Raw genomic sequence first — 18515 nt, forward strand, 5'->3', positions numbered from 1 at the left:
TTGACATGTCATATATGTCGCTAGTAATTATCATCTCTGGAATTTTGAATGTAGCTCTCTCTTACTATATTCTGAAGAAGACATGCTGGATTTTGGTTTTCATTCATTCTTACTGGTTCTTTTGGATGTTTATTTCCTCTTTATCTTTGACTGGGATTTTTATTCCTTCGAATTTTACGTATTATATTTTTATTATGCTTTTGTCTTCGTTGACGATTGGAGCTGGGTTGTATAAAGTATATTTTTTGTACAGAAAGAGAAAGGGGATCATATTGGATGAGGAATCCTTTTCATTTTTCGGAATTACGGAACTCCAAAAGGAGTTCTATTTTTTTCTCTTTATTTTAATTTTCGTTTTTCCGATCGTTTCATTTTTTCTTTTAAAATCTGCGTACATGAATCTTTCTCCGGGTTCAATGCAACCTTCCCATTTTCGAGCCCATGCCTTTGGGGTATATGGTGATTCCATTTTGTTCGGAAAGAATAAATATCTCTACTATTATTCTTTGGCGATTAATCCCTTAATTCTTGCGACATTATTCTTAGGCATTGGTTTTTATCTAAGAATGAGAAAAAAAAAGGTTTTGATAATGGGATCAGCGTTGGTGGCGATGGATACCTTGATGATGCTTGGAAGATTCGGATTTTATTATATTCTAATTTTTCTTTCGTTAATAGTTTTTATAAAATTTCTTAAAGACAGAAAGAGCCTTTTGGAATCTTTTAGCGCTTTTCGAATAGTCGTCCTTAGTTTAATGTTTATTCTTATTTTTTTCATAGGTAATTTGCGTAGCTCCGGAAAAGAGGACGGTATAAAAGAGTTCGTAAACGTTTTTGTGATCGATTATCACACGGAATCTTTCGCTATGTTCGATCATGAGTTAAAAAACAAAGAATCGTTTTTACACGAGAGAACTTACGGTAGATCCTCGCTCGGCGGTTTGGAAAGAGGATTTTCGTTTCTCCTAGGACTGTTTAGAGTTCCTTTTCATTTTCAAGTACAGAGTGATCTGATCGGAGGCTATCTTCATAAGAATCGTTTATTGGGATACACACCCGACGGGCGACCGAAAGAATACAATGCATTCGGGTCCGTTTTATTCAGCTTATATAAAGACGGTGGCATTCCTTTTACTTTGGCAATAGGCGTCTTGTTCGGATTTATAGTTTCTAAATTTTCAGAATCCTTGTTCGTATGGAATCCGTTTCGACTTTCGATCTTAGCCTCGCTGTTGTTTATCGGAGTTTTCGGCCTTTTTCAGCCAGTTCTTGGCGGACCGATCTTGTTGACCATTCTCTTTATAGTAGTCTTTTCATTTCTATAAAGTGAAACCGATCTACCAAACTTAAAATAACGAGAATATTCGAAGAACTGATTCCGTTTAAAATAACCTCACCTTTTGTTTCGATAAAACAGATCCTTCTCTTTTTGAATTCGATAAAACATTGTCCTCCATCTTAAACAAAATTTACGTCCGTCATCCTAACCTTGAAAAAATTCTCCACAATGGCGGTTGGCTTTTTTTCGACAAAATTTTTAGAATGGGAATGGGGATGTTTCTTGGCGTCTGGATCGCCCGTTATTTGGGTCCGGACACCTACGGTAAGCTCAATTACGTTATTGCTTACATTGCATTGGTCGGAAGTTTTACTAATCTCGGTTTGGACGGAATCGTAGTTCGTGAGTTGATCAAAGATAAGACATACAAGGAAGAGATTCTTTCGACTTCGTTTCTTTTGCAATTTATAGCGGGACTTTTTGCGTATGTCATCAGTCTTGTTCTCATTTCTTTTCTTAGGCCAGGTCAAATGGACGTTTTTTGGATGGTCTGTTTGATAGGATTTACTCTAAGTTTTCGAGCGATCGGCGTCGTAAAATACTGGTACGAAGCGCAGATATTATCCAAATACTTTGTATGGCTTGAAAACGGACTTTTTATAATATTTTCCGTTGTACGAATTTTTCTTATTTTAAACGGATTTACGGTCTTTGCCTTTGTATGGGTCGGACTAGTAGAATCCATAATCAATCTGATCGGTTATTATTTTATCTATAAATTTCACGAAGGAGCTCTTTCCATCAGGCATTCCAATTGGAAAAGGGCAGTTGATCTTTTGCGGGATAGCTGGATGCTTTTATTATCTGGACTTGCTATCATCGTCTATATGAGAATCGATCAAATCATGATCGGTCAGATGATAGGAGACGAAGCGGTTGGAGTTTATACTGCGGCCGTAAAAATCAGCGAGGTTTGGTATTTTATTCCGATGGCAATTGCATCATCGCTTTTTCCTTCTATCTTAAAAGCGAAAGAATTTAACCAAGAGTTATACTTGAGTCGTTTAAAACTTCTTCATTCTTTGATGCTTTTGACCGCGCTTCTGATCGCGATTCCGATGACCTTCTTATCCGATCCGATAATTCTATTTTTGTTCGGCGCCCGTTTTTCGGAGGCAGGCCTCATATTGGCGATCCATATTTGGGCGGGAACGTTTGTTTTTCTTGGGGTTGCAAGCAGCCGTTATTATCTCACCGAAAATTTGCAAAAGATAGAACTTTACAAAAGTATTATCGGTTGTTTATCCAATATCGTTTTGAATTATATCTTGATTCCGATTTATGGAGTAAAAGGGGCCGCGATAGCGACCGTCATTTCACAGTTCTTTGCAAGTATGTTGTTTAATCTTTTTTTAAAAAGGACCAGGGAAATATTTTTTATCCAGATCGGGTCCGTTAATTTTTTATCGTTGTTTCGCAGTATCGATAAACTTCGAAGATCCATCTGAGATTTATGAAAATATTCTATGATCATCAGATATTTTCTATGCAAAAATTCGGAGGTATTTCGCGTTATTTTTTCGAAATTTTAATCCGACTTCGAAAAAATAAAAACGCAGAGATCGATCATTCAGTGATCTATTCTTTTAACGAATATTTGGCGGATAAAACCCTTTTTTCGATCGAGAAACCTTATACGTTTCAGGATTGGTTCCCGAAATTAAAGTTTCGTGGAAAATACAGGATTTTTTTGTTGTTACAATTTTTAGGGCTTCTTCCCGATCCGGAAGCAAAGATGGAAAAAGAAGTCATTCAAAAGATCAAGGTTTCGGATTTTGATATATTTCATCCGACTTACTATTCCCCATACTTTTTAGAAAGCCTTCAAAAAACCGGAAAACCTTTTGTTCTGACTGTTCACGACTTAATCCATGAAATTTACCCCGAATATTTTTTCGATTCCAAAGAAGTGATCCAAAATAAGAAAAGTCTGATCAATAAGGCCGCCGGCTTAATCGCTATTTCGGAGAATACAAAAAACGATCTCCTTAAATACTATAAGTTACAAGAATCCAAAGTAAAGGTTATATATCACGGTTCTTCCATGAAGCCCGAGTTTATCGGCGAAGAATTGTCGCCGGCAAAAGTAGAGTATTTACTTTTTATCGGTAACCGCTCCCATTATAAGAATTTTTCCTTTTTTCTAAAAAGTATCAGTTCCTTATTCCAAGAATTTCCGAAACTCCGGCTTTATTGTGTGGGAGGGGGAAGTTTTCAAAAAGATGAAATGGCTCTTATAGAAGAATTGAATCTAAGAGAAAGAGTCGAACAATTTCATTTTAAAAACGATCAAGAGTTAGCTGAATATTATCGGAAAGCATTACTCTTTGTGTTTCCCTCGCGCTACGAAGGATTCGGGATTCCTCTTTTGGAAGCATTTAGCTGCGGAACTGCAGTAGCCTGTAGTAATACCTCCAGTCTTCCGGAGGTTGCGGGTGACGCAGCTTTTTATTTTGATCCTGATTCGGAGGAATCGATTCGGACTTGTATCAGAGTAGCTATATTGAATCCCGAGGAAAGAATAAAAAAGATACAAAATGGAAATTTGCAGATTCAAAAATTCTCTTGGGACAAAGCCGCCTCGGAAACGTTCGACTTTTACCGGAGTATTCTTGCAGGATAAATCAATCTAAGAATGAAAGCCCCCATTCTCTTAATAGCATTCAATCGACCTCACCTTACTTCCATCGTATTCGAAACAATACGGCAGTATAAACCGAGTAGATTCTATCTCGCCGTCAACGCTCCCCGCGCCGATAAAGAAGGCGAAACCGAGAGATGCAATGAAGTAAGGAACATTCTAAAAAAAGTGGATTGGGATTGTGAAATTCGAACCCTTTTTCGAGAGGAACATTTACAATTAAAAGTTTCAGTGAGTTCCGCCATTACTTGGTTTTTTGAAAACGAGGAAATGGGAATTATCTTAGAGGATGACATCGTCCCCGACCCAAGTTTCTACGTCTATTGCGAGCAATTATTAGAATATTATAAAGATGATTTTCGCATCGGTATGATCAGCGGCGATAACTTCGGTTTTGGGCATCGTAGAAATCGGAATAGCTACTATTATTCTTTATATTCCCATATTTGGGGATGGGCTTCCTGGAGAAGGGCTTGGCAAGGATATGACGTGTATATGAAAGACTTTCGGGAATTCTTTGAAGAAGGATGGTTGAAGGATCTTTTTCCGGAGTCGAAGGAATTTCAGTTTTGGAAAAGTAATTTCGAGGCGGTCGCTTATAATGGTTTTGAAACCTGGGACTTTCAATGGGTTTATCATAACTTGAAAAATGGTCGTCTTAATATCATGCCTTCGGTGAATCTTATAAAGAATATCGGTTTTGGAGAAGGGGCGGCGCATACGACTCATCCGAGTCCTTATGCGAATATGAAAACCGAACCGTTATCCTTTCCGTTAAGGCATCCTAAGTTCGTCGTTCGGGATATAGAAAGCGACGGATTTTCGAAAGATACGTTCATCGGATCGGACGAAAAAGGAAAAAGGGGGCGGTTTAATCCACTTCGTTTATTAATTCGCCTGAGGAGTTATCTACTTGGAATCAAATAAGAATCAAATCGAATGTAGGCTTTGCGGTTCTAATGCAAGTAAAGAATTTCAGGTAAAGGTGTTAAATCAGTACGAAGTAACTTATTATAAATGTGAAGAATGCGATCTTTTACAATCCGAAGTTCCCTTTTGGTTGGAGGAGGCCTATAATAAAGCGATTTCGATCTTAGATACCGGTATTTTTTTAAGGAATAATGAGAATGTAAAAAAGTTAACGCTACTTTTGACCGAAGTTCAATCCCAATTGCAGGAACAGAATCATCCGTTTCGGAATCGGCTTTTTCAGAAAAAATCGAAACCATATCAAGGTAAGATTCTCGATTACGGGGGAGGACATGGAATTCTCGTTCGTCTCATGCGCGACGTCGGATTCGATTGTTATTGGTATGATAAATACGCGAAGAATGATTTTTCGGAAGGATTCAGCTTTGAACCGAAGGAAAATTACGACGTAGTCCTTGCTTTCGAGTTATTTGAACATTTTGATAAGCCAAGGGAGGATATCTTGGAAATCCTCCGGTTTCAAAAACCGGCCTTACTGATTTTTTCAACTCTTCTCTACGGAGAAAAAACTCCCGATATGAATTGGTGGTATTATTCGTTTGAAGCAGGACAACATATTTCCTTTTACAACGCGAAAACATTGTCGAAAATGGAAGAAATTACCGGATACTCCGTTTGTTCCTTAGCCGCAGATTTTCACGTATTGATTAGAAAGGATTTAAAGTTGGATTTGCAAAGACTAAGAAGAAGCATCCGTAACGCGGAAAAACGTTTTCCTTCCGTCAAAAAGTTATATCAGAGTAAAACTTTTGAAGATCATATTCTTTTAAAAAGTAAAATGAATTAGCCTAACAATACTATTTTACGAAAGACGCCGCCAACTTGAATCAGAAATCCATAACAAAGAAAAAAAAGACGATCGATATCGTTATTCCCTCCTTTAACGAAGAGGGAAACGTTGCGGTCTTATACCAACGTTTAAAAAACGTAATTCCTGTTTCTTATAATTTTAGAATCATCTTTGTCGACGATGGGAGTTCCGATGAAACTTTATCGGAAATTCGGAAGTTATCGCAAAGAAGTTCAAATATCCGCTTTATATCCTTTTCAAAAAATTTTGGACATCAGGTGGCCCTCAAAGCCGGTCTGGATCATTCCGACGCGGATTGTGTGATTTCGCTGGATGCGGATCTCCAGCATCCTCCGGAATTGATTCCCATTCTTATACAAAAATGGGAGGAGGGAAACGATATCGTTTATACCAAAAGAATGGATAACGAAAACGTCGGCCTTTTTAAAAAGATAACTGCGAGGATTTTTTATTCGCTGTTGAACGGACTCTCCGGTTTAAACATCGATCAGGGCGCGGCGGATTTCCGATTACTCGACAGAAAGGTCGTAGACGTGTTAAAAACGTTTGAGGAAAGAAATCTATTCATTCGCGGAATGGTGACTGGAATCGGTTTTCAAAAAAGTTTTATCGAATATCAGCCCGAAAAAAGAATCTGGGGAAAAAGCAAGTATAGTTTGAAAAGGATGTTCCTTTTCGCGTTAGACGGAATTACTTCCTTTAGCGTCAAACCTTTGCACTTGGCGACGATCGCGGGCGTCGTTTTTTCATTGTTTTCGGGAATTTATGCGCTTTATGCAATTGTGATATTCTTTACTTCGGATAAAGTAGTATCCGGTTGGACTTCGGTTTTGGTCAGTGTTTTGTTTATGGGCGGTGTGCAGTTGATCGTACTCGGAATTTTAGGCGAGTATATTGGAAAGATGTTTCTTGAAACCAAAAATCGTCCCAATTACATCCTCAAAGAAACTAACTTGAAAAAGAAAGGATAACCTTTTCTTTAAAAGAAATCTTTTAAAATCACGGCGAGTAAGAGTAATAAAAATAGAATCAATGAACTACAATCTTCTTTCTAACGTTTCGATGGATATCGATTATTTTCTTTTTCTTGGCATTTTTATTTTTCTATTCCTGATTGAAAGACGAGTCGGAGTCGGGCGACGAATCAAAGGAATTCTTTTTTTTCTCATAACCTTGCTGATAGTAATCTATCTTTTTGGACCAAATCTCAAAGCTCAGTTGTGGTTAATCGACGATCATGAAACCTTCTTTTTTCTGAAGTCAAAAACTTCGCCCGCAGCTTGGAGCGAGTTTTTTGATATTCTAATTAACAAAACGGAGGTCGGTAAGTTTGGAGAAAGTCCTCGTTATCGAATTTCTTATTACGTCCTAAGAATTTTTGAATCTCTCCTCTGGAAAGAAAACGTCTATGCGTGGTATTTTTTCCGTTGTTTCACAGCGGGAGTGTTTGTTTTTTCTATTTTAAAATTGTTTTCCCGCTTTTTTTCAGTATCGGTTTCTACTCTTTTTGTCCTTTCGATATTTTCCGTAAGATACTGGTCGGATATTTTTTCAAGACTGGGCGCGGGGGAAGTTTACGCGGTTCTCGGCGTCGCTCTCTTATTAATCGCGATTGCGGAGTATCGACTTTCCGAAAAAAAGCCGATTAGTTTCTACATTTTGATTTCTTTGGGAGTTATTATCGCGGCGGGATCCAAGGAAAATTTTCTCATCTTGATTTTTATTCCGATAGTAATCTTGTTTTTAGAAAGGAAAAAAAAGGACAACCGGTTGGGTTCAGTTCTTTTAACTTTGCCGATTTTATTCTCCTTTGTAACGGTTCTGTCTTTGTTTCTTTTTTTCAGAATGAGCAAGGTGGATATTTACGGAAATAGCGCTTTGGCCTCCGATCGATTTTCGGTTTTTGTAAGAATCCTTTCAAAAGATTTTCTTTATGTTCCACTTGTTCTGCTTGGTTTACTTTTTTCCCTTTTTCTCTTTGAGTTTAAGAAAGGAAGAAGAATCGGCTTTGATAAATGGATCTGCCTGGCTTTTCTATTTCTATCGATCTTACTGATCAATATCGTTTTTTATAACGGACAATGGCCTACGAATTCGAGATACGATTTTCCCGGGGTTATCGCTTTTCAGGGATCGATATTAATTCTGATCGCTTCCGTCGTTTGGAGAGTGTTCAGGATCGGAGAATTGGGTTTTCAGACTCGCTTTTTTTCGTTGAATTTAGTTTTGATTTTTTATTTGAGTTCAACGGTTTCCATTCAAGGTTTAACAAACCTTCAACGGGATTCCCGTGCTAACATGAAACGGACCCAAGAGTTCACTTCCTTTCTAAAGGAATTTGTCTCAAACGATTCGAATTCGCATTTGATTTTTTACGTTCACCAAGCCTTTGATTTCGAACCCGTGGATTCTTTTTCTCGATTTTTGAATTATTACGGAGATTCAAAGGAAAGAATGTTGATCGTAACGGATGTAAAAGCCGAATCGGATTTTAAAAACGGTCTGCTGAGTTATTTAAGAATGATCGCAAAGGACGGTTCTTTGGAGAAAGGGATTTTACCATACAATTCAAAATCTCTCCTCGGAAAAAATTGCGTAGTCCTTTTGTTTCCTCCCGCTTCTCTACAAGACGCTCCGAAAATTTCGGATTGTAAAAAGGTTGAAGTTAAACTTGTCCCTTTTCAGTGAAAGTTTAGTTTTATCTTTTGTAGTTCCGCTTTTTTTGCGAGCATATAACGTTTTTATAATTATTCTCCGTTTGCAGGATCACCATTTTAAAATGCGCTCTAAACACGATGAAAAAACCTAAAATATCGATTATCACGATCAATTATAACGATCGGGAAGGGCTCGAAAAAACGATCCTTTCCGTAAGAAATCAAAATTTCGATTCGTATGAACACGTCGTTATCGACGCGGGATCCAAAGACGGAAGCGTAGATGTGATCAAAAAGTATGAGGACAAAATTTCCCATTGGGTCAGCGAAAAGGACAAAGGAATTTACGACGGTCAGAATAAGGGGATCAAAGCGGCGAAGGGTGAATACTGCCTCTTTCTCAATTCCGGGGATTTTTTGGTCGACTCGAACGTCCTATACGATGTGTTTTCGAAAGAATACGAAGAGGATTTTCTTTACGGAGATATGCTCATTGATTCCGGAAACGGAAAGATCGTATACGGGAGAAGCCCGCGAGACTTGGATCTTCATTTTTTGGCTTACGGAGTTTTGTGGCATTGTGTGACTTTCATTCGAAGGTCGTTATTTAAAGAATATGGAATATACGATACTTCTTACAAAATAGCCGCCGACGTAGATTTTTTTCTGAAAGCCATCGGGGTAGGGGGCGCGTCTTGGAGATATCTTTCCAGGCCGATCAGCCAATTCAATACTTTCGGGTTTGGTTCGAATCCTAAAAATGAAAACCTTTTGGAGGAAGAGAGGGCGCGGATGCGAAGCGAACATTTATCTCAGGCGACCGTAAATTTGCTCGCCGAATATCATCGTATGGAAAAAGACTATATTATTTTTTCATACTTCTTTCTTCCGCAGATTCTTAACTTCTTTCGAAATTTTTCCTTTTTAAGGGCTTTCAATCGGAAGCTCTTTCAATTTCTAAATAGGTAATCGTAAAAATTGAAAATCCTTGTTTTTATCAACCATTTCTACGGTAAAAATCCATTTTTTAAAGGGAAGTCTACGGTGGATCCGGAAGAAATTTCTCCGAAGGTTCTTAAAAGAACGGAAGAGAGGCGATCGCACTTACAGGCAACGATTCGATCGTTAAGAACGTTAAGCGAAACCGTGGATATTAGAATTTGCGGTTATCAGGGAAAATCGTTAATGGATTTGGACTTTGATTTTGACGAGGAAATCGATAAACCTACGGATATCATGTATGCGAGTTTGTTGAAAATGAGCGAGTATATCGAGGACTATGATTATTTTATCAATATCGAAGACGATATTCTTTTGGAAAGGACGGTATTCGAAAGAATTGTTTCCTTTGATCAAAATTCTCAGATAAACGAAATCTTACACCCGAACCGTTTGGAAAAAAATGAAAAAGGGAAACTGTTTTGTATCGATTTGAAATGTATTCCGGGTTGGACATACAATCAAAGAATCTTTCAAGGAAAGAAATTTCGACAGGCGCTCAATCCTCATTCCGGTCTTGCCATTTTTAGGAAAGATAAATTCAGATTTGCGCTCGCTAACTCGGACATTCATTCTCGCAGCATTCATCTTTATCTCGGGATGGATTCCGCATTTGCAAGTATCCATTCTCCCTTTATCTTGTGGAGGTCTTTTGAAGAAGAAGACTTTCATTCCGTATTTCACCAAGACAAGTGGATTCAACCAAAGAAGGACCTTATCACCTCCATCACCTTGCGTGACTTTATTCCTATGGTAATCCCGAAAATTCTTAAATATTTGGCTCTATCGATCGGCATTCGGTTTTAACTCCGATCACTCTTTAGAATTTTCGACGATTCCGCAACGATCGTCTAAAATTGTTCCTCTACTTTTTATGACACAACGAATCCAATCTCTTTTTTTAAAAATCGATTCTTTCCTTCAAAAACTTCGATATTTATTCAGACAGTATCAATATTTCTTCTGCAGATATTCAGCGAAAGAAGTCCAAGAGAATTCCTTTCGTTATAAACCTTTGATTAGTATCTTAGTGCCGGTTTACAATACACAGATCAAACATCTAAAGGCGATGGTACGATCGGTCGAATCTCAGTCGTATACGAATTGGGAATTGATTTTACTCGATGACGCCTCTCCGGATAAAAGACCCGGTTTATTCTTAACGGAAGAAGCGAAAAACAATTCGAAACTTCGATACTTTTGCTCCGAAAAAAACGGAGGGATCAGTGTTGCTACACGAAAGGCGCTTGAATATGCTTCGGGAGAATACGTAGCCTTTCTCGATCATGACGACCAATTGTCGAAGGAAGCCCTTTCCGTAGTTGTCGAAGCTCTTCAGGCGGAAAAAGATCGTCCCGAATTTTTATACTCCGACGAAATCTTTCAATCCAAGACACCGGGAGTATTTTCAGTTTCGGCTAAACCGGTCTTTTCTCCGGAAAAATTGGTCTCGCACAATTATATCTGCCACTTCGTAGTAGTTTCAAGAATTCTAATAGAGAAGATGGGCGGTATTCGGGATGGATACGATGGAAGTCAGGACCATGAGTTTGCGCTTCGGGCTTCTCGTTCTACGGATCGGATTCGAAGACTTCCGTATTTCTTGTATATCTGGCGTTTGCACGGGGAAAGTTTTTCCAGAAAAAAAGCTGAAGTTTGTGAAAGAAGTTCTCAAAAGGCGATTTTGGAACACTATGAAGAAAAGAACGAAATCGTCGAAAAAATCATTCCTGGTTATTATCCTTTTACTTACCATACTCTTCGAAAATTAAAGAAGAATCCGTCCGTTACGGTTTTCGTTTTAGGATCCGGGATAAGAATCGATACTCTGGATTCGAAAATTCTTTCTCTGATTCAAACTACTTCGAATATACGTCTTGAATTTGTGATAGCCGCGACTGAAAAAGATTCCGCTCAGGTTGCGACATGGAAACTTCCAAAGGATGTTAAAATTCTATGTAAGAAATCTTCGGATGGAAGTTTTAATTCTAAAGAGATAAATCGTTTAGTCGCAGATACAAAAACTGAGTATATTTTTTTCTGGAATCCGATCTTAAAACCGCAAAAGGAAAGTTGGCTCTATGAGTTGCTGCAACACGGAGAATCGAACGGAGTGGGCGCGGTTTCGCCGGCGATCCTCAACGCCAACGGGGAACTTCTTTATTCTTCTTTGATCTTTGGTAAAAACGGCTTTATCGGAATCTCGGGCAATCGTCTTTCTCCTAAAAAGGCGAAGATTTGGTCCGGAGAGTGGATCGAAAAAAACGTCTCCGCTCTTTCAAAAAATGTTCTTCTGGTATCTCGAAAGAATTGGGATCTACTTCGGGGATTGGATGAGTCTTTTCAAAAATACTATTGGGACGTGGATCTTTCTATACGAATGAGGGAAAGAGGATTACGATTGATAAACAATCCATTCTCCGAATTCTTAAATGAATCAAAGTTAGATTGTTTTTCGGAATTCAATCCGAATTCTTCCGATCCAAAAGACGATCGGAAAAATCTATGGAAGAAGTGGGGAACGATCTTGGAAGAAGACGATTTTTATTCTCCGCATCTGGATCAGGTCGGGGCGGATCGCCTTCCAAAAGGTGTTTTTCATAACTTCTCGAAACGGCTTTGGAAACGAAGATGGGATCTCTAATCGAGTCGTTACTTTCTTGTTTTCGTTTTTGATCCTCCTGCGGTGACGTCGAATAAATTTTGATCGCGATGAACGAAATCTAAAAATCTTTGGTAATCCTAAGAGCAGATTTTAGAATTTCCGATTTTGGATCCAATGAACAATATGCAATTTAAAAGATTTTCTATCGAAGGCCCCGTTCTTATCGAACCGAAGGTCTACGGAGACGAAAGAGGTTTTTTCTTCGAGTCCTTCAAAAAATCGGCCTTCGAAAACGAAAACATTCCTACCGATTTCCAACAGGACAATCACTCTCGATCCGCTCGCGGGGTCTTGAGAGGGATGCACTTTCAAATTCCTCCATTCGAACAAGGAAAACTCGTACGTGTGGTTCGAGGTAGAGTCATCGACGTCATCATAGACATTCGCAAAGGTTCTCCCACTTTCGGTCAGTGGATTTCAGCGGATCTATCCGAAGAAAATAAGAATATCTTTTGGGTTCCGCCCGGATTCGCCCACGGATTCATCACGTTGGAAGACAACTCCGATTTTCTCTATAAGGTAACTCAAGAATACAACCCTCAAAAGGAAATCGGAATCCGATGGGACGACCCGGATATCGGAGTTCCTTGGAGGAATTGGCTTCCGAACGTGGATCTTATCATTTCGAAAAGGGATCAGGAAACTCCTTTGCTCGCCGATTTTCAGACTCCATTCGTATATTAGAATATGATATTTTACTCAGGTAAGAACGGCCAGTTGGGTTGGGAATTGGCGAAACGTCTCGAAACGAACGGGTTTCCATCGAAAGGATTCGGAAGGGAAGAATGGGATCTTTCCGATTTGGACGCGATCGATCCGATTCTTTCTCAAAATCCAAAGATACTCGTTCATTGCGGCGCTTATACCGCCGTTGACAAGGCGGAAACCGAGAAGGAAGCCGCGTTTCGGATCAATTCTTTAGCGGTTAAAAAAATTGCGGAAGAATGTTTTAAAAGAAAGATTCATTTGATTCATATCTCCACCGATTTTGTTTTCGATGCAAACTCGGAAACCGTCGATGATTCGATTCGATTTTGGAAAACGAATTCTCCTCTTTCACCGAAGGGAGTTTACGGAGTTTCTAAGGCGGAAGGGGAGAGCTGGATTCGTCGGGTGTTTCAGGATTCTTCTTTTGCAAATATCGTTCGAACGAGTTGGGTTTATTCGGCTCACGGGAGCAATTTTCCGAAAACCATTTTGCGGCTTTTGGGAGATTCCAATCGTCCCGAATTGAAGGTGATCGAGGATCAGCTTGGTAGGCCGACCTGGGCCGGAAGACTTGCGGACTTTATAATATTCTTAATTGAGGAAAAGTTGAAAGGAAACACCTTTCCTCAAACCTTGCATTTTTCCAATTCCGGAATTGCTAGCTGGTTTGATTTTGCGGTTTCCGTGAGAGATTTGGGACTTTCACTTTCCCTTATCGACACGGTCAAACCGGTCCTTCCGATTCCGACTGAAAACTATCCGACTCCGGCGCCTAGACCGCGTTATTCGATTTTGGATTTAGAAGAAACAAGAAATCTGTTCGGACCGATTCCCCACTGGAGAGAAGACCTGGAACTTTGTCTCAAAGAGATTGTTTCGAGTTCTGGAAATAAAACATGAAAAATATTTTAGTCACGGGCGGAGCCGGTTTTATCGGCTCCAATTTTGTTCATCAGATTTTGGATGAAACGAAAAATTACCGCGTTTTCGTTTTGGATAAACTGACCTATGCGGGTAATCTAAAAAGTTTGGATCGTTGGAAGAACGATCCAAGATTTACCTTTATCAAAGCGGATATCGCCGTTAAGGAAGAAGTCTTCTCCATCTTCGAAAAACACAGTTTCGATTACGTTGCTCACTTTGCGGCGGAAAGTCATGTGGATCGTTCGATCTTAGGTCCGGAGGAGTTTATCAAAACTAACGTCCTCGGAACGTTTTATCTTTTGGACGCCGCCAGATTACAATGGAAAGATCGATTTGAAGGTAAGAAATTTCTCCACGTCTCAACGGACGAAGTCTTTGGGACGTTAGGCGAAACCGGTTTTTTTACGGAAGAAACCCCGTATGCTCCCAATTCTCCTTACTCCGCTTCCAAGGCCGGTTCCGATCATATAGTTCGATCCTATTTCCACACCTATCATATGCCCGTGGTCACGACGAATTGTTCCAATAACTACGGTCCTTATCATTTTCCTGAAAAATTAATTCCTCTTATGATTCTAAACTGCCTTCATTCCAAACCTTTGCCGGTTTATGGAGATGGAAAAAATATTCGAGATTGGTTATATGTTAAGGATCACTGCTCCGCTCTGAGCGCCGCGCTTTTTAACGGAGTTCCCGGCGAAACTTATAACATCGGGACGCGGAACGAGAAAAAAAATATCGATATCGTTCAGTCCATTTGTTCGATTATGGACGAGTTGCATCCTTCAGGGGCGCCTCATTCCCAATTGATTCAGTATGTAAAGGATAGACCCGGGCACGATTTTCGTTATGCGATCGATCCTTCAAAGATCGAAAAGGAACTCGGATGGAAACCAAAGTCTAGCTTTGAATCCGCACTTCGGGAGACGATTCAATGGTATTTGGGCAATGAATCTTGGTGGAAGGAGATTCTTTCCGGCGAGTATAAAGAATATTATCAAAATCAATACGAGACACGTTAAATGAAATCTAGAAAAGGGATCATTCTTGCCGGCGGATCCGGCACAAGACTTTATCCGGTGACTCACGTCATTTCCAAACAACTTCTTCCGGTTTATGATAAACCGATGATCTATTATCCGCTCACAACTTTGATGTTGGCGGGTATAAGAGAAATTTTAATCATATCAACTCCGCAAGCGACTCCGATGTATAAAGAACTTTTGGGCGACGGAAAACGCTGGGGTCTTGAAATCGAATACGCAGTTCAACCGGATCCGGGCGGACTTGCACAAGCCTATCTCATCGGAGAGAATTTTGTAAAGGGTCATCCTTCAGTTTTGATCCTGGGAGATAATATTTATTTCGGTCACGAACTCTCCGAACTCTTAGGGGACGCTTCCAAAAAAGAATCCGGGTCTACCGTTTTTGCGTATCCGGTTCATGATCCTGAAAGATACGGAGTGGTTGAATTTGATTCCGATCGACGCGCGATTTCCATCGAAGAAAAGCCGGTAAAACCTAAGTCAAGTTATGCGGTCACAGGATTATATTTTTACGACGAACAAGCGGTCGATATCGCAAAATCCATCAAACCTTCTCCGAGGGGAGAATTGGAAATCACCGATGTCAATCGAGTTTATCTAGAAAGAGGGACGTTAAACGTTCAAGTGATGGGTCGGGGATATGCGTGGCTCGACACGGGAACTCACGAATCGCTTTTAGAGGCGTCCGTTTTTATCGAGACGATCGAAAAACGTCAAGGTCTAAAGGTTGCTTGTCCCGAAGAAATCGCCTTTCGGAAAGGTTTTATCAACGCTTCCCAATTGGAAGAACTGATTTCTCCATTAAAGAAAAACGCATACGGACAATATTTGATCAAAATTCTCAGCGAAAAGTTTTACTAAACGATTCTCAAAATAGAGTAAAACAAAAAGTTTTCGAATGTGTCCGTGAATTTTTTCTAAAATTCAGTTTGTTCGGTTTTTTCGTTTTACGTTATTCTTTCTATGACATATTACAAGATTCTAACAATCACATACAATTCTGAAAAGTATATCGAAGCTCTGGATCGATCCATGCAGCTTCCGCCTAACTGGAACTGGGTGATTTGGGACAATGATTCTCAGGATTATACCGCGCGAATTCTTTCCAACATAACAAAGAGACAACAAAGATACGTTCATATACACGATCAGAATCTCGGATTTGCGGGAGGAAATAACGAAGCGAGTAAGATTGCTCCTAGATCGGAATGGATTCTTCTGATCAATCCGGATTCAAGATTGGATTCGGATTTTTTTAAACAGTGTGAAAGTACCTTAGAAACCAAAGGAAAGGAATACTCGATTTTTTCTTTTCTAATGTTACAAGAAAAACAAGGGGATCTTGTGGACGGAGCGGGGGATGTTTATCACGTTTCAGGCGCGGCTTGGAGACGAGGTTATAAACAAAAACTTTCCGAAGAGTATTTAAAAGAACAGGAAATTTTTTCGGCCTGCGGCGGTGCGATGGCGATCAAAACGGATCTCTGGGAAAAACTCGGAGGTTTTGATTCCGACTTTTTTTGTTATATGGAGGACGTCGATCTCAGTTTTCGAGCGAGGCTTCTCGGAGAACGTGTTCTTTTTACTCCCAACATAAAGGTTTTTCATCACGGTTTCGGTTCCACAAAGGAAAAAAGTTCCTTTTCGTTGTATTTCGGATTACGCAACGCGTTGATCGTCTTTTGGAAGAATATGCCTTTATCCTTTTTGTTTCGTTTTGCGTTTCATCACTTTCTTTTTTTTTCCGTCAGTATCGTCTTTCATTCCTTCTTTACGAGTCCGAAAATTTTGTTAGTTCCTTTTGGTTTTTTGCGATTGATTCCGGGTTTGATTCTAAAACGAATTCGATTTCGGAAGAATCGTAACGTTCCATCGAGCGATCTTCTTCAGTGGATGAGCCGGGATCTATTGGCGCCTTTTCGAAAAAAATAAATATGCCAAAATCCTTTGCGCCGCTCGCGATCATCGTAACCTTCAATCCGGAAATCCCATCCACTTTTGAAAATATTCGAAATCTAAATTCCAACGCCGTACCGGTTTTGGTAGTAGACAACGGATCAAAAAATATCTCGGAGATTCGTTCCAAAATTCAAAAGCCGAATTCTATTTTTTCGAATGAAAAGAATTTGGGACTCGCTCTTGCCCTCAACAAGGGGATCGATTTTGCAAAGGAAAACTTTTACTCTCACGTTTGGTTGTTCGATCAGGATAGTCTTCTAAAAAGCGAGGCGATCGACTTTTTTCTCAGAGCCGTAAAAAAGGAAGAAAATCAAACGGTGCGGGGAAAAAAGGTCGGATCCTTTGGACCTAATATCTTTGATACAATCAAAAATCGTAATATATACGGAATTGAAGACGATAGAATAGGACTTGTAGAAACTTCGGTTATCATCACTTCCGGAAGTTTTTATCCGCTCGATGTTTTAAACGACGTGGGTTCGATCGACGAATCTTTTTTTATCGATTACTTGGATTACGAATGGTGTTTTAGGGCCGCGGACAAGGGTTATATTCATTGTGTAGTCTGTAACGCGAATATGCGTCATTCGATCGGAAACCGATCCAAAAGAATTTTCGGTTTGTTCTCAGTTTCCGTTCATTCTCCCTTTCGCTGGTATTTTTTATTTCGAAACGGAATTCTTATCTGCAGAATGTCGCATATTCCACTTCGGTTTAAATTTGAGGTCTTGTTCAAAACGGGTTTTCGTTTTTGGATTCTTCCATTTTTGTCCGATTCGATATTTCAAACGTATCGTCATATTCTTTGGGGAATTTTCGACGGAATCACCGGCAAAAAATCTTCTTTTTATAAGAATCTCGTATCAAAGAATTAATGAATGAGGATCGTATTTTGATTTCCGGACTTACCGTTTCCATCGTAATTTATAAACCGAATTTGAACGTATTAAAGGAATCTTTGGATTCTCTTATACAATCGATTCTCTATCAGAGTTTGGAAGGATCCGAAAGATTGGAATTTTATCTGGATCTCATTGATAATTCCCCTTTGCGTGTGGACGGAGCGGCGAAAATTTTAGAAGAGCTTCAGTCAAAAAAAGAATTAAAAAAGACAAAACTCCATTTTCGATATCTGCATTTTCCGGAAAACCTAGGTTACGGAGCCGCTAACAATCGTTCTATTTTAGAATCGAAAACAAAGTTTCATCTTGTTTTAAATCCGGACATCAAGATGATTCCCGAGACGATCGAACTTTGTGTTCGTTATCTGAAAGAAAATCCGAGCTGCGACGCGGTGGTCCCTGCGGTTTTGAATTGGGAAAGTTTCGGGAAAGAACCCGATTTCGGCGATTTACAATTTTTAGTGAAATCCTATCCGACGGTTTTTGTCTTGTTTTTGAGGTCGTTTGCTCCCCGTTTTTTAAGAAGAATTTTTTACAAAAGTTTGGATTCTTATGATCTGAGAGAAAAGGATTGGCGGTTGACACAACGTTCGGTTCCGTTGGTGAGCGGTTGTTTTATCTTTGCAAAAACGGATTCGCTTCAGAAGATTCACGGGTTTGACGAGACATTCTTTTTGTATTTCGAAGATTTCGATTTATCTATGCGTTTAAATAGAAAAGACTATTTTCCGGAAGTGAGGATATACCACAAAGGCGGGAACTCTTCTAAAAAAGGTTTTTTGCATATTCGGCTTTTTGCAACTTCTGCGTTTCGTTTTTTTCGGAAGTTCGGTTGGAAGTGGATCTGAAGTTGTTCGGACTTTCCCTTTTTAAA

Annotated in this window: 17 protein-coding genes; all 17 read left to right on the forward strand. The window is 39.5% G+C overall.

The annotated features are described in order from the left end of the window. Positions 1 to 14 precede the first annotated feature (14 nt). The 17 genes from JWG44_RS17205 to JWG44_RS17285 all read left to right on the forward strand — a co-directional run bounded on the left by JWG44_RS17205 (position 15) and on the right by JWG44_RS17285 (position 18489). The gene (locus JWG44_RS17205) at positions 15 to 1325 is read left to right on the forward strand and encodes an O-antigen polymerase (RefSeq protein WP_205276236.1); all 1311 of its coding nucleotides are present in this window, start codon (positions 15 to 17) and stop codon (positions 1323 to 1325) included. 130 nt (positions 1326 to 1455) lie between these two features. After that, positions 1456 to 2787 (forward strand): flippase, encoded by a 1332-nt coding sequence (locus tag JWG44_RS17210; protein ID WP_205276421.1) that lies wholly within the window; start codon positions 1456 to 1458, stop codon positions 2785 to 2787. A gap of 5 nt (positions 2788 to 2792) precedes the next feature. Beyond that, a complete protein-coding gene (locus JWG44_RS17215) occupies positions 2793 to 3962 on the forward strand; it encodes a glycosyltransferase family 4 protein (protein WP_205276237.1) in 1170 nt (389 codons plus the stop codon). 12 nt (positions 3963 to 3974) lie between these two features. Then, positions 3975 to 4907: a glycosyl transferase gene (locus JWG44_RS17220; RefSeq protein WP_205276238.1), complete on the forward strand. Its 933-nt coding sequence runs from the start codon at positions 3975 to 3977 to the stop codon at positions 4905 to 4907. Further along, positions 4894 to 5757, forward strand: a complete 864-nt coding sequence (locus tag JWG44_RS17225) for a class I SAM-dependent methyltransferase (protein ID WP_205276239.1) — start codon at positions 4894 to 4896, stop codon at positions 5755 to 5757. Before JWG44_RS17220 ends, JWG44_RS17225 begins: the two co-directional genes overlap by 14 nt. Positions 5758 to 5792: 35 nt before the next feature. Further along, positions 5793 to 6752 (forward strand): glycosyltransferase family 2 protein, encoded by a 960-nt coding sequence (locus tag JWG44_RS17230; RefSeq protein WP_232371706.1) that lies wholly within the window; start codon positions 5793 to 5795, stop codon positions 6750 to 6752. Between the two features lie 61 nt (positions 6753 to 6813). After that, positions 6814 to 8469 carry a hypothetical protein gene (locus JWG44_RS17235; RefSeq protein ID WP_205276240.1) on the forward strand — a complete coding sequence of 552 codons (1656 nt, stop codon included), beginning with the start codon at positions 6814 to 6816 and terminating at the stop codon, positions 8467 to 8469. Positions 8470 to 8576: 107 nt separating this feature from the next. Further along, positions 8577 to 9407 carry a glycosyltransferase family 2 protein gene (locus JWG44_RS17240; RefSeq protein WP_205276241.1) on the forward strand — a complete coding sequence of 277 codons (831 nt, stop codon included), beginning with the start codon at positions 8577 to 8579 and terminating at the stop codon, positions 9405 to 9407. A 9-nt stretch (positions 9408 to 9416) separates the two neighbouring features. After that, positions 9417 to 10244 (forward strand): hypothetical protein, encoded by an 828-nt coding sequence (locus JWG44_RS17245; RefSeq protein ID WP_205276242.1) that lies wholly within the window; start codon positions 9417 to 9419, stop codon positions 10242 to 10244. A gap of 79 nt (positions 10245 to 10323) precedes the next feature. After that, positions 10324 to 12081 carry a glycosyltransferase family 2 protein gene (locus tag JWG44_RS17250; protein ID WP_205276423.1) on the forward strand — a complete coding sequence of 586 codons (1758 nt, stop codon included), beginning with the start codon at positions 10324 to 10326 and terminating at the stop codon, positions 12079 to 12081. Positions 12082 to 12225: 144 nt separating this feature from the next. Further along, positions 12226 to 12786 carry a dTDP-4-dehydrorhamnose 3,5-epimerase gene (gene rfbC, locus JWG44_RS17255; protein ID WP_205276243.1) on the forward strand — a complete coding sequence of 187 codons (561 nt, stop codon included), beginning with the start codon at positions 12226 to 12228 and terminating at the stop codon, positions 12784 to 12786. A gap of 3 nt (positions 12787 to 12789) precedes the next feature. Beyond that, complete coding sequence (gene rfbD, locus JWG44_RS17260) at positions 12790 to 13710, forward strand: dTDP-4-dehydrorhamnose reductase (protein WP_205276244.1); 921 nt, start codon at positions 12790 to 12792, stop codon at positions 13708 to 13710. Then, positions 13707 to 14756, forward strand: a complete 1050-nt coding sequence (rfbB, locus tag JWG44_RS17265) for a dTDP-glucose 4,6-dehydratase (RefSeq protein ID WP_205276245.1) — start codon at positions 13707 to 13709, stop codon at positions 14754 to 14756. The genes rfbD and rfbB overlap by 4 nt, the downstream gene beginning before the upstream one ends. Next, on the forward strand, positions 14757 to 15641 hold the full coding sequence (gene rfbA / locus JWG44_RS17270) for a glucose-1-phosphate thymidylyltransferase RfbA (RefSeq protein WP_205276246.1): 885 nt from the start codon (positions 14757 to 14759) through the stop codon (positions 15639 to 15641). It abuts the gene before it with no gap. A 102-nt stretch (positions 15642 to 15743) separates the two neighbouring features. After that, a complete protein-coding gene (locus JWG44_RS17275) occupies positions 15744 to 16712 on the forward strand; it encodes a glycosyltransferase family 2 protein (RefSeq protein ID WP_205276247.1) in 969 nt (322 codons plus the stop codon). Positions 16713 to 16714: 2 nt separating this feature from the next. Continuing rightward, positions 16715 to 17614 (forward strand): glycosyltransferase family 2 protein, encoded by a 900-nt coding sequence (locus JWG44_RS17280; protein WP_205276248.1) that lies wholly within the window; start codon positions 16715 to 16717, stop codon positions 17612 to 17614. Further along, positions 17614 to 18489, forward strand: coding sequence for a glycosyltransferase (locus JWG44_RS17285; RefSeq protein WP_408612011.1), 876 nt, complete (start codon positions 17614 to 17616; stop codon positions 18487 to 18489). The genes JWG44_RS17280 and JWG44_RS17285 overlap by 1 nt, the downstream gene beginning before the upstream one ends. The last annotated feature ends 26 nt before the right edge of the window (positions 18490 to 18515 follow it).

Origin of the sequence: Leptospira ainazelensis (genome assembly GCF_016918785.1) — a bacterium.
GTDB lineage: Bacteria > Spirochaetota > Leptospiria > Leptospirales > Leptospiraceae > Leptospira > Leptospira ainazelensis.

Excerpts from the sequence above, each read along its gene's own strand:
- JWG44_RS17205 (WP_205276236.1), top strand. The coding sequence starts at position 15 with ATGTCGCTAGTAATTATCATCTCTGGAATTTTGAATGTAGCTCTCTCT.
- JWG44_RS17215 (WP_205276237.1), top strand. The coding sequence starts at position 2,793 with ATGAAAATATTCTATGATCATCAGATATTTTCTATGCAAAAATTCGGA.
- JWG44_RS17220 (WP_205276238.1), top strand. The coding sequence starts at position 3,975 with ATGAAAGCCCCCATTCTCTTAATAGCATTCAATCGACCTCACCTTACT.
- JWG44_RS17235 (WP_205276240.1), top strand. The coding sequence starts at position 6,814 with ATGAACTACAATCTTCTTTCTAACGTTTCGATGGATATCGATTATTTT.
- JWG44_RS17240 (WP_205276241.1), top strand. The coding sequence starts at position 8,577 with ATGAAAAAACCTAAAATATCGATTATCACGATCAATTATAACGATCGG.
- rfbC (WP_205276243.1), top strand. The coding sequence starts at position 12,226 with ATGCAATTTAAAAGATTTTCTATCGAAGGCCCCGTTCTTATCGAACCG.
- rfbD (WP_205276244.1), top strand. The coding sequence starts at position 12,790 with ATGATATTTTACTCAGGTAAGAACGGCCAGTTGGGTTGGGAATTGGCG.
- rfbB (WP_205276245.1), top strand. The coding sequence starts at position 13,707 with ATGAAAAATATTTTAGTCACGGGCGGAGCCGGTTTTATCGGCTCCAAT.
- rfbA (WP_205276246.1), top strand. The coding sequence starts at position 14,757 with ATGAAATCTAGAAAAGGGATCATTCTTGCCGGCGGATCCGGCACAAGA.
- JWG44_RS17275 (WP_205276247.1), top strand. The coding sequence starts at position 15,744 with ATGACATATTACAAGATTCTAACAATCACATACAATTCTGAAAAGTAT.
- JWG44_RS17280 (WP_205276248.1), top strand. The coding sequence starts at position 16,715 with ATGCCAAAATCCTTTGCGCCGCTCGCGATCATCGTAACCTTCAATCCG.
- JWG44_RS17285 (WP_408612011.1), top strand. The coding sequence starts at position 17,614 with ATGAATGAGGATCGTATTTTGATTTCCGGACTTACCGTTTCCATCGTA.